Source organism: Parazoarcus sp. PS-13 R2A (genome assembly GCF_057621855.1).
This window is the reverse complement of the sequence record NZ_JBYEXN010000021.1, coordinates 1-14,039: the sequence shown is the minus strand read 5'-3', so window position 1 is coordinate 14,039 and position 14,039 is coordinate 1. Positions and strand designations below refer to the sequence as shown.

The window sequence follows — 14,039 nt, the reverse complement described above, 5'->3', positions numbered from 1 at the left end:
AGCCGGCTCAGCGCAGGCCGAGCACATCCTGCATGTCAAACAGACCATTGCTGCGGCCCGCGAGGAAGCGCGCGGCGCGCATCGAGCCGAGCGCATACGGCATGCGACTGCCCGACTTGTGCGTGATCTCGATACGCTCTCCGATACCGGCAAACAGCACGGTATGGTCGCCAACGACGTCGCCACCGCGAATCGTGGAAAAACCGATGGTTTCGGCCTTGCGCTCACCGGTCACGCCTTCGCGACCGTAAATGGCGCAGTCCTCGAGATCACGGTCAAGCGCTTTCGCCACGACCTCGCCCATGCGCAAGGCGGTACCCGAGGGCGCATCGACCTTGAAGCGGTGGTGAGCCTCGATGACCTCGACGTCATAGCCCTCGTTGAGGATCTTCGCCGCAACCTCGAGCAGGCGGAAGACGGCGTTCACCCCCACCGCCATGTTGGGCGCAAAAACAACCGGCACCGACTGTGCCGCGGCAGCGATTGCAGCCTTGCCGGCAGCATCGAAACCGGTCGTGCCGATCACCATTGCCGTGCCGAGCCGGCGTGCGATCTCGAGATGCTCGAGCGTGCCCTCGGGCCGGGTGAAATCAATCACACAGTCTGCGGCGGCAATGGCAGCCGATGCATCGTCACCGATTGCAACACCACTGACGATGCCGAGCATCTCCCCTGCGTCCCTTCCGATAAAAGGCGTGCCGGGGCGATCGAATGCCGCTGCCAGCACGATGTCCTCGTCCTTGTGGGCAGCCTCGATCAACATGCGGCCCATGCGGCCGGACGCGCCGGCAATCGCAACGCGGATAGGCGTCATCTTCAAAATCCTGTCAGTCATCTGGCCCGTCAACGGGCGCTCAAAAAATCAGTCCTTGGGTGCCGCAGGCACTTCGACGACCCGGGTGCGGGTAGCCTGCTGCGAATCCACCGCTGCCGTGGCGTCACCACCGGTCACATCACCGTCGATGTGATCAAGGCGGTCATCGACGAAGAATACGGAGATCACCCGCTGCTCGACCTCGCCCACGCCCGGACGGAAGCGATACACGTAGTCCCAGCGGTCGGTGCGAAAGACATCGGTAACGAGCGGAGACCCGAGTACGAAACGCACCTGATCGCGTGACATGCCGCGCTTGAGCTGCGCGACCATTGACTGGTCGACGTAGTTGCCCTGGCGGATATCGATGCGATAAGGCGTGATGCGGTCGGTGATGGAATCAAACGAGCAGCCCGCAAGCAGGCTGGCGGCGGCAAGCGCCGAAATAAGCGATAAACGCATGGACAGGGTCACTTTAACGCGCACGGAACTGCGCATGGTTCTCAGTAAAGGTCAAAAAATATAACATAGCGACGCAACACAACGTTGTCTTGCTCCTCAGCCACACCGACAGGCGACCATGTCCGAGAACTCGCAGAACCTAAAAAACATCGGTCTCAAGGCCACCTACCCGCGCCTCAAGATCCTCGACCTGTTCCAGACCACGGAACAGCGTCATCTCACCGCGGAAGACGTCTATCGACTGCTGATGAACGAAGGCATGGATATCGGGCTGGCAACAGTCTATCGCGTACTGACGCAGTTCGAGCAGGCTGGCCTGCTCGAACGGCACTACTTCGAATCCGGCAAAGCCGTCTTCGAGCTCAACAAGGGCGGACACCACGACCATCTCGTCTGCCTGCAGTGCGGGAAGGTCGAAGAATTCTTCGACCCGGAAATCGAGCGTCGCCAGAACATCGTTGCCGAAGAGCGCGGCTTCGCGGTGAAGGAACATGCGCTCTATCTTTACGCCGACTGTCTGCGCAAGGACTGCCCGAACCGCAACGACTGACCGGCCCAGCCTCTGCCACGAATCGACCGCACGTCTTGCTCTAATCGCAGCCGGGCGTGCCGTCAGACCTGTCCCAGCATCTCGGCTGCATGCCTTCGCGTCGTATCGGTGATGCTCACGCCGCCAAGCATGCGGGCAATCTCCTCGACCCGCTGCCCGGCGTCGAGCGCCGTCACCGCACTCAATGTCTCACCGCCCCGCTCTGCCTTGGCGATCTGCCACTGCCAGTCGGCGCAAGCGGCAACCTGCGGCAGATGCGTGACGCACAGCACCTGCCGGTCGCGTCCGAGACGATGGAGCAGCTTGCCCACGATCTCGGCCACTCGCCCGCCGATCCCGACATCGACTTCGTCGAAAATCAGGGTCGGTGTCGCCGAGTCACGACTGGTCATGACCTGAATCGCCAGCCCGATGCGCGAGAGCTCGCCCCCGGAAGCAACCTTGGCCAGCCCGCGCAGGCTCTGTCCCTGATTCGCAGCAACCAGGAATTCGACATCCTCGGCGCCGTGAAGGGTGGGCTCGCATGGCGCCAGCGACACTTCAAACCGCCCTCCTTCCATCGCCAGGGACTGCATCGCCTCGGTGATTTCTGCCGAGAGCTTGACTGCCGCAGGCGCACGCGCGGCCGACAGGCGGCTCGCAGCCTCATCGTAGGCAGCACGCGCCGCCGTTTCGGCGGCTTCGAGACGGGCAGGATCCGCGCTTGCCTCGAGCTCGGTGAGGCGCTGACACCAGTTCGCCTCCAGTTCGGGGAGCGCTTCGGGCGCGACGCGGTACTTGCGTGCGACATCCATCACCGCGGTGATCCTGCGTTCGATCTCGCCCAGACGCTGAGGGTCGAGATCGAGCCGGTCACGGTATCGGCGCAGCGCATGCAGCGCCTCGTCCGCCTGAATCGCAGCAGAGGCGAGCAAGTCGCGCACTTCATTCAGCGAGGCGTCGATGGCACTCATCTCGTCGAGCCTGGCATCGAGCCGCCCGAGCACGACGGACACCGCGTAATCGCCCTCGCCCAGCGCTTCAAGGGTTTCATCCGCACCTTCCATCAGCCCTGCCGCGTGGGCGAGCCGGCCATGTTCGGCGTTGAGTTCGACCCATTCTTCGGCGTTGAAGGCAAGGTCCTTCAGCTCCTTGAGCTGCCAGGTGAGAAGTTCGCGCTCGCGGGCGGAGGCGGCGGAATCGAGCTCTGCATTGCGTCGCAGTTCGCTGATGCGCTGCCATTCGCGCCAGCAGGTGGCGACAGCGGCGCCAAGTGGCGCGGCACCGGCATGCGTGTCCAGCAGTTGCCGCTGGGCGTCTGCGCGCAACAGGGCATGATGGGCATGCTGCCCGTGAATGTCGGCGAGCGAGTCCCCGGCGACCCGCAGCTGTGCCAGCGTCACCGGAACGCCGTTGATCCAGGCTTTGCCACGTCCATTCGCGTCGACCACCCGGCGCAGAATCACGGTGTCGTCGTCCGGTGGCAGCTCCTGCTCGTCAAGCCAGTCCGCAAGCCCCCCTCCCGGCGGCAGGCCAAACTCGGCGACGATGTCCGCCTTGGCCTGGCCCACGCGCACCACGCCGCTGTCGGCGCGACTGCCGAGCGCAAGCCCGAGCGCATCGAGCAGGATGGATTTGCCGGCACCGGTCTCGCCGGTCAGGGCACCAAAGCCCGCGCCGAACTCGAGTTCGAGACGATCGACAATGACGAAATCACGAATAGTCAGACGGCGCAGCATGGTCTCGCGTTCAGGTTGGTCGAACTGTCCCGCGCAGGACAGCTCATCATTCGGACGGGTCAGTTGTGCCGCGGCGCCGCACTCCAGTGCAGCTTCTCTCGCAGCATCGCAAAATAGCTGTAGCTCTTCGGATGCAGCAGGCGCACGGCAAGTGGCGATCGGGTCAGGCGCACGCGGTCGCCCGCACGCGCATCGAAGCGCGCCTGGCCATCGAAATGCACCCGCGCATCATGCGGTGGCAGCAACTCGATTTCAATGCAGCACGAATCCGGCAGGGTCACCGGACGCGCGGTCAAGGCGTGCGGACACAGGGGCACAAGCGCGATGCCGCCCACGCTCGGATGCAGGATGGGGCCGTTGGCCGACAGCGCATAGGCCGTCGAACCGGTGGGTGTCGATATGATCATGCCGTCGGAGCGCTGGGTATAGACAAACTCGCCGTCGATCGACAGATCGAATTCGATCATGCGCCCGAGGTCGCCCTTGTTCACAACGACGTCGTTGAGCGCCAGCGTATGAAACACACGCTGACCCGCGCGCAGCACCTCGGCATCGAGCATGAAGCGGGATTCCTCGCGGAAGCTGCCATCGAGGATTTCGCCCAGCCTCAGCAAGGCATCCTTGCGCGCGATATCGGTCAGAAAGCCCAGCCGCCCGAGGTTGACGCCGACAAGCGGCACCGCACGCTCGGCGAGCCGGCGAGCCGTCGTGAGCATGGTGCCGTCGCCGCCAACGACCACGGCAAGATCACACTTCGCCGCAATCTCTTCATAGGCCGCGACCGGAAAACCTTCCGCCTGACCGATGGAACTCGCCGTACCCTGCTCGATCCACACTTCAAGACCCCGTTCGCGAAGATAGCGAGCGATCAGCAGCACCGACTCCGCCACATCCGGGCTCTGGTACTTTCCGATCAGGGCAACATTGGTAAAGCGCATAGTCATGGCTGCGGATTAAACCACATTCGGATTCCGTCATGCGCGACCTTGCGGTCGATTGCCGCTTGGCAGCAAGGCACGCAGTTCCATAGAATCGGGCTATATTGCAGGCCAACCATGAAACCGCTCGACACCCGCTCCCAGATCCTGCTGAAAACGCTGATCGAACGCTACATCGCCGAGGGCCAGCCCGTCGGCTCGCGCGCGCTTTCACGCTATTCCGGACTTGAACTCTCACCCGCGACGGTGCGCAACGTGATGAGCGACCTCGAGGAAATGGGGTTCATCTCCAGCCCGCATACCTCGGCAGGAAGAGTCCCCACCTCGCTCGGCTACCGCTTCTTCGTTGACGCGCTGCTCACGGTGCAGCCTATGGAAAGCAATCGGGTTCAGGCCCTGAAGGGACAGTTCCAGCCCGATCAGCCCGGGCGCCTGATCAGCTCTGCATCGCACATGCTGTCCAACCTGACCCAGTTCGCTGGCGTCGTCGTGACACCGCGCAAGGATGCGGTGCGCATCCGTCAGATCGAGTTCATCAAACTGTCGGAAAACCGCATCCTGCTGATCATCGTCACCACCGCGGGCGACGTGCAGAACCGCATCCTCATCACCCGCCGCAGCTACAACTCATCAGAGCTCGGCGCTGCGGCGAGCTACCTGAACGAGCATTTTGCCGGCCTCGCGTTTGAAGACATTCGCAAGCGCATCCGCGAAGAGCTCCAGCAGTTGCGCAGCGACATGAGCGAGCTGATGACGGCCACCGTCGAAGCCGGCTCCGAAGCCGCAGAGGAATCCGCGCTCAATTACGTCATCTCAGGCGAAACCAATCTTCTCGACGTCGAAGACCTTTCGTCCAACATGTCGCGTCTGCGCGAACTGTTCAAACTTTTCGAGCAGCGCACCGGTCTCATGCAACTGCTGGATCTGTCCAATCGCGCGCAGGGCGTGCAGATCTTCATCGGAGACGAATCCGGCCTGGCCCAGCTCGACGGCTGCAGCGTGATCACGGCCCCCTACGAAGTCGACGGCCAACTGGTGGGCTCGGTCGGCGTGATCGGCCCGACACGCATGGCCTACGACAGGGTGATTCCGATCGTGGACATCACCGCCCGCCTGCTGTCGAACGCGCTCTCGTCCAATTCCTGACTCTTCGTTGCGGATTTTTGCAGCGAAAGCCTGCTGCCTCACCTGACTGAAGGAAGAACATGGCCCGCTACTGGCCCGAGCCCGACTACAAACACGGCACCCCCGCACGCACAGGCGTGCTGCTGGTCAATCTCGGCACGCCCGAAGCGCCGACCGCGCAAGCCCTGCGTCCCTACCTGAAGCAGTTCCTGTCCGACCCCCGCGTGGTGGAGATCCCGCGTGCGCTGTGGTGGATCATCCTCAACGGCATCATCCTCAACACGCGCCCGGCCAAGTCCGCGGCCAAATATGCAAGCGTGTGGATGGACGCCGGATCGCCGCTCAAGGTCCATACCGAACGCCAGGCCAAGCTGCTCGACGGCTACCTGAACGCGGCCACGGGAGGCGACGTCGAGGTGGCGTGGGCAATGCGCTACGGCGCCCCGTCAATTCCGGATGCGCTGCAGGATCTGCGTGCGCGCAATTGCACCCGCATTCTCGTTGTACCGCTGTATCCGCAGTTTGCCGCCAGCACCACCGCCAGTGTGATGGACGAGGTCGCCCGCTGCATGCTGCACTGGCGCAACCTGCCCGAGATCCGCTATGTGCGCAGCTTCCAGGACGATCCGGGCTACATCGCCGCCATCGCCCAGAGCGTGCGCGAAAACTGGGTCAAGCACGGTGAGCCCGATCGGCTGCTGATGAGTTTTCACGGCGTTCCCCGGCGCACGCTCGATCTCGGCGACCCGTATCACTGCGAATGCCACAAGACCGCTCGCCTTGTGGCCGAATCTCTCGACTTCCCGGCCGAGCGGATTCTGGTCACCTTCCAGTCGCGATTCGGCAAGGCCGAGTGGCTCAAGCCCTATACGCAGCCGACGCTCGAGAAGCTCGCGCGCGAGGGGGTCAAGCGGGTGGACGTCATCTGCCCCGGCTTCGTTTCCGACTGTCTGGAAACGCTCGAGGAAATCGCCATCGAGTGCAAGGAGGCCTTTCTCACGCACGGCGGCAGCACCTTCCACTACATCCCCTGCCTCAATGAGCGCCACGACTGGATTACAGCACTCACCGACCTCACCCGCTGCCATCTTGGCAACTGGCTCGACACCACCACGGACACGCCGGAGTCACTTGCCGCCGCGCGCCAGCATGCGCTCGACCTGGGAGCAAAACAGTAATGACGCCAGGTCTGCGCCTGCTGCTGCGCTGGGCCCTGAACGCCGTGGCCCTGCTGATCATCCCCGAGATCGTCTCCGGCATCGCGGTCGAGAGCTACGTCTCGGCGCTGGCTGCAGCCCTGCTGCTCGGGCTGATCAATGCCCTGATCCGCCCCATTCTGATCCTGATCACCCTGCCCATCACCCTGCTCACGCTGGGTCTGTTCACGCTGGTGATCAACGCACTCCTGTTCTGGGGCGTCTCGGGTCTGGTCGGCGGCCTGCAGGTGAGCGACTTTGGAAACGCCTTCTGGGGCGCGCTGCTCTACAGCGTGCTGACCTGGCTCGTCAATCTTGCGGTTGGCGACCCCGAACGCAAGGTGCGCGTCGTCATCAATCGCCAGCGCTGAGATCACGCGCTGGCGCTGAGCGCGCGCACGGATTGATCGTGCGCGCGGACGCAACGCGGTGAACGGTCAGTCCTCGACCAGTTGCAGATCAAGCCCGCCGGTGGCGGTGTAGTCACCACGGACCGCGGGCTCGCCGTCCTGCGCCGCGACCCGGGCGATGTCCGCGAGGCGCCTGACCACAACGGTCGACACCTGGCGCCTGAACAGCTCCTGCACCTCGTCTGTCGCCAGCGCCAGCGCGGGGGGATTGATTTCGAGATAAGTCAGCGGCTCGAGCGAGACGGAGGTCATCATGTGGCGATGCTCGAGATGATCGAGCCAGGCCTGCTCGCCGAAAACCTCGCCCGGCCCGAGCGTCAGCACCCTGCGCCCGTCAATCGACACCTCGACCTGACCCGACAGCACGATGGCGAAACGCTGATCGGCGTCGCCCTCTCGCATCAGGGTCACATGCTCATCGACCTTGCGCCATGAGCAGATGCGCAAGACCTCCCACAACTCGATATCGTCGAACTCAGTGAAGAAGGCCAGCTTGCGCAGCATCGTGAACCGGCTCGTATCGGGCGGCACGCACTTGTCGTCAACGATCTTGTAGCGAACTGCGGCGAGATCCTTCGCAAACTCGGCACCGTTCTTGTAGCGGGAGTAGAGGTCTTTCTCGAGCGCCTTGCGGATGACCGCATCCATCTGCTCGGGAATCTCGGGATTGAGCTGAGAAACCGAGGGCTGGTCCGCGTTGATGATCTTGTAGATCAACTGCGCCGGGTTGGCTGCGCGGAACGGCAGGCGGCCGGTGAGCAGATGGAACAGCACCACGCCGAGCGAATAGAGATCGGTCTTCTGGTTGAGCGGATAGCTCTTGATCTGCTCCGGACTCATGTAGGCCGGCGACCCCACGCCCATGATGAAGGTGGAGTCAGTCTCGATCTTCTTGCTGATGTTCAGCGCCAGCCCGAAGTCGGTGATCTTCACGTTGTCGTTGTCGTCGACCAGGATGTTGGCGGGCTTGATGTCACGATGGACGATTCCCTGCCGATAGGCATGATCGAGCGCCATGCAGCACTTGAAGATGATGCCGATCACGCGGTGGATGGGGAGCAGCTTTTCGAAACTGCAGTAGCGCTCGAGCGTGTAGCCGGGGAAGTACTCCATCACCACGTAGGCCTGGTCGGCCTCGACCACCGCCTCGAAAATGCGAATGATGTTGGGATGGTCCAGGCGCTTGGACACCGCACCCTCGGCCTTCAGCAGCTTCAGCAGACGGCGGTTCCACTTCGCGACGTCTCGCGCCTTGTCGTCAAACTTGACGTGCTTGAGCGCGATCTGCTCGGGGTAATGCGGATTCTCGGCGAGGTAAACAACAGCCGTCGCACCGCGACCCAGCTCGCGAACGATTCGGTACTTCCCGATTCTTTCGGGCATTGTTCCCATGGCATCAGGGTGGCGCGCAGGGCGCCCCGCAACAGGTCTGTTTCGATATGTTGATTGTGTCACGATACCCGGCTGCAGAGAATCACCATTGCGCGCACCTGACCGGGTGGCACTGCCGCGAATCAATATTGTTCGCCGCGCGCAGTGTGTGCTTAAATCAACCGACAATATTGAGACGCTCACAACCCGGCGGGAGGGCACATCGTGCACACGTTCGACACGCCTGCCCGTGCCGGCACACCCCAGGCAGCAGTGCCCGGGAGCGCGCTGACGGCTCGCCCGGTACAGCGCCGTTACCGATCAGCGAGCGGGCAAGCGCATCAGCAGAATTGAAACCATTGGTTACAGCACACCAGATGCTCATCCTCACCCCCTGCGCTGACACGCACAGGCCGATCAATTCGCCCGCAGGGTTCGAGCCTCGGCGCCGCATTGCCGTCAACACTGCAACCGGTGCCGGACCGTCCGTCCGCGCAGCACACCCGCCCCCCGCCGCTTGCGGGACCTGTTTTAACGGAGCATCAATTTGAGCGAATCCGTCGACCAACTCATCCACGCCCGCTGGGTGATCCCGGTATCACCGGCCGATACCGTGTTCGAGCATTACAGCGTCGCGATCCGGGAAGGCGCCATCGTCGATGTACTTGCGCAATCAGAAGCCCGCTCGCGCTACCGTGCCGCCGAGGTCGTCGAACTCGGTGAGCACGCCCTGATTCCCGGCCTGGTCAACCTTCACGCCCACGCCGCCATGAACCTGATGCGGGGGATGGGTGATGACCTGCCCCTGATGCGCTGGCTGCAGGAAACCATCTGGCCCGCCGAAGGCAAGCATGTCTCACCCGCCTTCGTTCGCGATGGCACGCTGCTGGCTGCACGAGAGATGCTGCGCGGAGGCATCACGACCTGCAACGACATGTACTTCTACCCCGAAGCTGCGGCACAGGCGTTTGACGAAGCCGGCATGCGCGCGGTGGTCGGTATCATCATGCTGGATTTTCCGACACCGTATGCGAGTGACGCGGACGACTACCTCCGCAAGGGCCTGCGCACCAGAGACCAGTGGCGCGATGCGCCCTTGCTCGGTTTTTCAGTTGCACCGCACGCACCCTACACCGTCTCCGACGCAAGCTTCGAGCGCGTCGCCAGCCTTGCCGCCGAACTCGATCTGCCGATCCACATTCATGTTCACGAAACGGCGACCGAGATCAGCGACGGACTGGCCGCCCACGGCGTACGCCCGCTGGCCCGCCTCGAACGCCTGGGGTTGCTGGGCCCCAACCTGATCGCGGTGCATGCCGTACATCTCGACGAAACCGACCTCGCGCGCCTCGCGCATCACGGCTGCAGCGTCGCGCACTGCCCCACGTCGAACATGAAACTCGGCAGCGGCATTGCCCCGCTGTCCAGCCTGGTACAACGCGGCATCAACGTCGGTCTCGGCACCGACGGCGCAGCCAGCAACAACCGCCTCGACATTTTTCAGGAGATGCGCCATGCGGCCCTCCTCGCCAAGGCGGTCAATTGCGACGCGAGCGTCATTCCCGCACATCGCGCATTGCACATGGCCACGCTCGGTGGCGCGCAGGCGCTTGGGCTGGAAAACAACATCGGCTCGATCACGCCGGGCAAGCGCGCAGACCTCTGTGCTGTCTCGCTCTCAGGCCCATTGATGCAACCATGCTTTGACCCCGTTTCCCACCTCGTTTATGTTTGTGGCCGCGATCAGGTATCGCACGTATGGGTCGATGGAACGCTGCGTGTGAAGGACGGCACGGCACTGTTGCGAATTAGCGACAAAGAATTGCTCGAAATCACAACGGTATGGCAAACTAAACTCGTTAATTGAACAAAATAACGATTCAGTTCAATCCAACGCAAGACGGCAAAGCGACCGTTTTCGCTCAGTTGCAGCGGCTCGAATAGTCTCTCGCCCTTCTCAAGAGGAAACCATGATCAAACAAACCAAGAATCAGATGCTCATGCTGGCCGCCATCGCTTCGATCGGCCTGTCCGCAACCAGCGCTTTCGCAGCGGACGTTGTTGTTGATGGCAAGGGCGAAACCCCCTATGTGATCGACGGTCGCAACGTCGTCGCACGCAGCGGCTACGACCTGTGCTGGCGCACCGGCTACTGGACCCCGGCCGCGGCAGGTACCGCGATGGCTGGCGAGTTCCCCGCCGGTTGTGCATGTGATAGCGACATCGTGCCGAAAGACAAGTGCGTGAAGATGGCTGCCGCTCCGGCACCCACCCCCGCAGCACCGATGCCGAAGCCGACCGCTGAGAAGATCAAGCTGTCCGCTGACGCACTGTTCGACTTCGACAAGGCTGTCCTGAAGAGCGACGGCATGGCCAAGCTCGACGAACTGGCCTCCAAGTCCAAGGCCGTCAAGCTTGAAGTGATTCTGGCTGTCGGTCACACTGACCGTCTGGGTTCCGACGCCTACAACCAGAAGCTGTCCGAGCGTCGCGCTGCCGCCGTCAAGACCTACCTGGTTTCGAAGGGCGTTGAAGCCAACCGTGTTTACACCGAAGGCAAGGGCGAGAAGCAGCCCGTGACCGGCGACAAGTGCAACACCGTCAAGAACCGCAAGGCTCTGATCGAGTGTCTGCAGCCGGATCGTCGCGTTGAAGTCGAAGTGATCGGCTCCAAGTAATTCGACTGCTGTCGTTCAAAAAGCCCTGCCTCGGCGGGGCTTTTTCTTTTTATGGACACAGCGAACGCTTTTCGGCAACGTCGGTCCTTACTGCCGTGCACGTTTAAGGCTCTCACCATGACCACGCTTAACGCAGACCCAGCAGAGCTGCAGAAATTCAGCGATCTGGCCCACCGCTGGTGGGACCCCGCCTCCGAATTCAAACCCTTGCATGAGATCAATCCGCTTCGACTGAACTGGATCGACGACATTGCCAGCCTTGCAGGCAAGGACGTCCTCGACATCGGCTGTGGTGGCGGCATCCTGTCCGAAGGCATGGCATCGCTTGGTGCCACGGTAACCGGCATCGACCTGTCGGAGAAGGCGCTTGGCGTTGCGCGCCTCCACCTTTTCGAGAGCGGTCAGAAAGTCGATTACCGACTGGTCAGCGCCGAAGCATTTGCTGAAGAAAGCCCTGCCCGGTTCGACATCGTGACCTGCATGGAAATGCTGGAACACGTGCCAGATCCGGCAAGCACGATTGGCGCCTGCGCAAAGCTGGTCAAGCCCGGCGGCCATGTGTTCTTCTCAACCCTCAACCGCAACCTGAAGGCTTACGCCCTGGCCATCATTGGCGCAGAGTACCTGCTCAAGCTTCTGCCGCGTGGCACGCACGAGTACGCGAAGTTCATCAAACCTTCTGAGCTAAGCCGTTACAGCCGGAACGCCGGACTGAACCCCCAGACACTCACAGGAATGAACTACAACCCTCTGACCAAGGTCTATTCACTCGGACGGGACACGGATGTCAATTACCTGCTCCATACCCGGCGCGAAACCTGAGCACGCTGGGCAAAGCAGGCCCGTGATACACTCAGAACTTGAAATATCACCAAGACGCCCCATCTTGGTATTGCTTCACCGATCATTGGGGCCGACCTGGCTTCGACGTGGGTCGCGAAGCAGCGCAGTGCATACCGAGGACCAGTCACCTCGTAAATCCATCTGGGAAACTATAAACGCCAACGACGAGCGTTTCGCTCTAGCCGCTTAATCCCGGTTAGCGCTGCACCGACAGGTCTCTGGGTCGGGTGGTAAGGTGAAAGCCGAGCCGCTGCAGTGTCATTTACAGAGAATCGCGAGTTGCGCCGGGTTACTTGGTTCGACAGCTAAAGGTAAGGTAACTCGCCTCTGACCGGCCTGCCGACCGGCTAAGTCAGGGGTTAAATCCAAATAGGGCGGATAAGTATGTAGATCTGTCTGTAGAGGACTTGCGGACGGGGGTTCGATTCCCCCCGGCTCCACCAGAAAGTGTTCCAAAGAAGTACGAGAAAGGCCGGACACCCCAAAGAAATAAAGGGTTCCGGCCTTTTTTACGTCCGGTGAGTTCCAGCAGCGACCATTGCAATCCGACGGTAAGTGGCGGTAGATTGAGCGGTAACAGCCCATCTACCGCATCGAGTTACCGTCATGCCCCTTACCGACACTGCAATCCGTAATGCAAAACCCGCCGACAAAGCACGCAAGCTGACTGACGAAGGTGGGCTCTATCTGCTGATCAACCCCACGGGGTCAAAATGGTGGCGCTTCGATTTCCGGTTCAACGGAAAGCGGAAGACTTTATCCATGGGAGTCTATCCAGACGTCTCCCTCAGGATGGCAAGGGACCGCCGAGACGATGCGCGCCGCCTTCTTGCTGACGGAGTCGATCCAAGTGAAACCCGAAAAGCCCTGAAGTCGGCTGGTCTCGAGAAGGTACAGAACAGCTTTGAGGTTGTAGCCAGAGAGTGGTACGCAAGAATGGCACCAACTTGGGTACCCGCTCATGGAGAAAAGATCATCCGCCGACTGGAGCGCGATATCTTCCCATGGATAGGCGGGAAGCCGGCCTCCGATATCAGCCCACCCGACCTCCTTGCCACGATCCGAAAAATCGAGGGCCGGGGGCGACTCGAAACAGCTCACCGAGCACTGCAGAATTGCGGCCAGATCTTCAGGTATGCCATTGCCACGGGCCGAGCAAGTCGAGACCCATCGGGCGACCTGAAAGGCGCACTTCCGCCAGTCCGCGAAACGCACTTTGCAGCAATTATCGACCCCCTCGAAGTTGGCGCCTTGCTCCGAGCCATAGAGGGTTTTTCCGGTACGTTTATAGTCAAGGCGGCACTGAAGCTCGCACCACTCCTATTCTGTCGCCCCGGCGAGTTGCGTAAAGCAAGATGGGAGGACATCAACCTCGACACGGGAGAGTGGCGCTATCTTGTCACGAAGACGAGAACAGACCATCTCGTCCCCTTGTCGACACAAGCAGTCGAGATACTGCGGGAGCTGCAACCACTCTCCGGTCGTCATGAATGGGTATTCCCCGGGATTCGCGACAACAAGAAGCCTATGAGCGAAGCAGCGATCAATGCAGCACTTCGTCGCATGGGATACGACACAAAAACGGAGATTACGGGCCATGGGTTCCGCGCTATGGCACGAACAATCCTGCATGAAGAACTAGGCGTAAAGCCTGAGATCATCGAGCACCAACTTGCGCACCAGGTACCCGACGCACTAGGCACAGCATACAACCGGACGAAGTTCATCAGCGAGCGACGACTCATGATGCAACGCTGGAGCGACTATCTCGACAAGCTGAAAGCTGGCGGCGCGGTGATTCCGTTCAATCAGGAAGCCGCAGCCTGAGCACTTCGACCTTGGAAAACAGCTGCCGCGGGTATCGTTCCAATCTTCAATCGCTAAGATTTTCCCATGCTGATCAAACGACAGCACGAGATAAACATCCAGCGAAT

13 protein-coding genes and 1 other RNA gene are annotated in these 14,039 nt (G+C 61.5%); 9 read left to right on the top strand and 5 right to left on the bottom strand.

The features are described from left to right. Window positions 1–7: 7 nt before the first annotated feature. Entirely contained in the window at window positions 8–814 is an 807-nt protein-coding gene (gene dapB / locus AC22G6_RS17255) for a 4-hydroxy-tetrahydrodipicolinate reductase (protein ID WP_487367799.1), read from the bottom strand. Between the two features lie 48 nt (window positions 815–862). Next, a complete protein-coding gene (locus AC22G6_RS17250) occupies window positions 863–1,276 on the bottom strand; it encodes an outer membrane protein assembly factor BamE (protein ID WP_487367798.1) in 414 nt (137 codons plus the stop codon). A 118-nt stretch (window positions 1,277–1,394) separates the two neighbouring features. On the opposite strand from AC22G6_RS17250, the gene fur reads away from it, so the two are divergent. Beyond that, complete coding sequence (gene fur / locus AC22G6_RS17245; RefSeq protein WP_487367797.1) at window positions 1,395–1,826, top strand: ferric iron uptake transcriptional regulator; 432 nt, start codon at window positions 1,395–1,397, stop codon at window positions 1,824–1,826. 62 nt (window positions 1,827–1,888) lie between these two features. Here fur and recN read toward each other — a convergent pair whose 3' ends face one another. Both recN and AC22G6_RS17235 read right to left on the bottom strand, forming a co-directional pair. Then, entirely contained in the window at window positions 1,889–3,544 is a 1,656-nt protein-coding gene (gene recN, locus AC22G6_RS17240) for a DNA repair protein RecN (RefSeq protein ID WP_487367796.1), read from the bottom strand. A gap of 59 nt (window positions 3,545–3,603) precedes the next feature. Further along, window positions 3,604–4,488, bottom strand: coding sequence for an NAD kinase (locus AC22G6_RS17235; RefSeq protein ID WP_487367795.1), 885 nt, complete (start codon window positions 4,486–4,488; stop codon window positions 3,604–3,606). A 111-nt stretch (window positions 4,489–4,599) separates the two neighbouring features. On the opposite strand from AC22G6_RS17235, the gene hrcA reads away from it, so the two are divergent. Genes hrcA through AC22G6_RS17220 form a run of 3 tightly spaced genes read left to right on the top strand, consistent with a single transcriptional unit; the run spans window position 4,600 to window position 7,174 of the window. Continuing rightward, on the top strand, window positions 4,600–5,628 hold the full coding sequence (gene hrcA, locus AC22G6_RS17230) for a heat-inducible transcriptional repressor HrcA (RefSeq protein ID WP_108951081.1): 1,029 nt from the start codon (window positions 4,600–4,602) through the stop codon (window positions 5,626–5,628). Between the two features lie 59 nt (window positions 5,629–5,687). Then, entirely contained in the window at window positions 5,688–6,785 is a 1,098-nt protein-coding gene (gene hemH / locus AC22G6_RS17225) for a ferrochelatase (RefSeq protein WP_487367794.1), read from the top strand. Next, window positions 6,785–7,174 carry a phage holin family protein gene (locus AC22G6_RS17220; protein WP_108973494.1) on the top strand — a complete coding sequence of 130 codons (390 nt, stop codon included), beginning with the start codon at window positions 6,785–6,787 and terminating at the stop codon, window positions 7,172–7,174. Before hemH ends, AC22G6_RS17220 begins: the two co-directional genes overlap by 1 nt. Before the next feature lie 66 nt (window positions 7,175–7,240). On the opposite strand, the gene AC22G6_RS17215 is transcribed toward AC22G6_RS17220, so the two are convergent. Continuing rightward, the gene (locus AC22G6_RS17215; RefSeq protein ID WP_487367793.1) at window positions 7,241–8,605 is read right to left on the bottom strand and encodes a serine/threonine-protein kinase; all 1,365 of its coding nucleotides are present in this window, start codon (window positions 8,603–8,605) and stop codon (window positions 7,241–7,243) included. A 526-nt stretch (window positions 8,606–9,131) separates the two neighbouring features. Here AC22G6_RS17215 and AC22G6_RS17210 point away from each other — a divergent pair. From AC22G6_RS17210 to AC22G6_RS17190, 5 genes are all read left to right on the top strand, one after another. After that, window positions 9,132–10,451 carry a TRZ/ATZ family hydrolase gene (locus tag AC22G6_RS17210; RefSeq protein WP_487367792.1) on the top strand — a complete coding sequence of 440 codons (1,320 nt, stop codon included), beginning with the start codon at window positions 9,132–9,134 and terminating at the stop codon, window positions 10,449–10,451. A gap of 103 nt (window positions 10,452–10,554) precedes the next feature. Continuing rightward, window positions 10,555–11,262, top strand: a complete 708-nt coding sequence (locus tag AC22G6_RS17205; protein WP_108951076.1) for an OmpA family protein — start codon at window positions 10,555–10,557, stop codon at window positions 11,260–11,262. 117 nt (window positions 11,263–11,379) lie between these two features. Then, window positions 11,380–12,084: a bifunctional 2-polyprenyl-6-hydroxyphenol methylase/3-demethylubiquinol 3-O-methyltransferase UbiG gene (gene ubiG, locus AC22G6_RS17200; RefSeq protein WP_487367791.1), complete on the top strand. Its 705-nt coding sequence runs from the start codon at window positions 11,380–11,382 to the stop codon at window positions 12,082–12,084. A gap of 87 nt (window positions 12,085–12,171) precedes the next feature. Further along, window positions 12,172–12,548, top strand: a transfer-messenger RNA (tmRNA) gene (gene ssrA, locus AC22G6_RS17195). 163 nt (window positions 12,549–12,711) lie between these two features. Continuing rightward, window positions 12,712–13,932, top strand: a complete 1,221-nt coding sequence (locus AC22G6_RS17190) for a tyrosine-type recombinase/integrase (RefSeq protein WP_487367790.1) — start codon at window positions 12,712–12,714, stop codon at window positions 13,930–13,932. Window positions 13,933–14,039 lie beyond the last annotated feature (107 nt).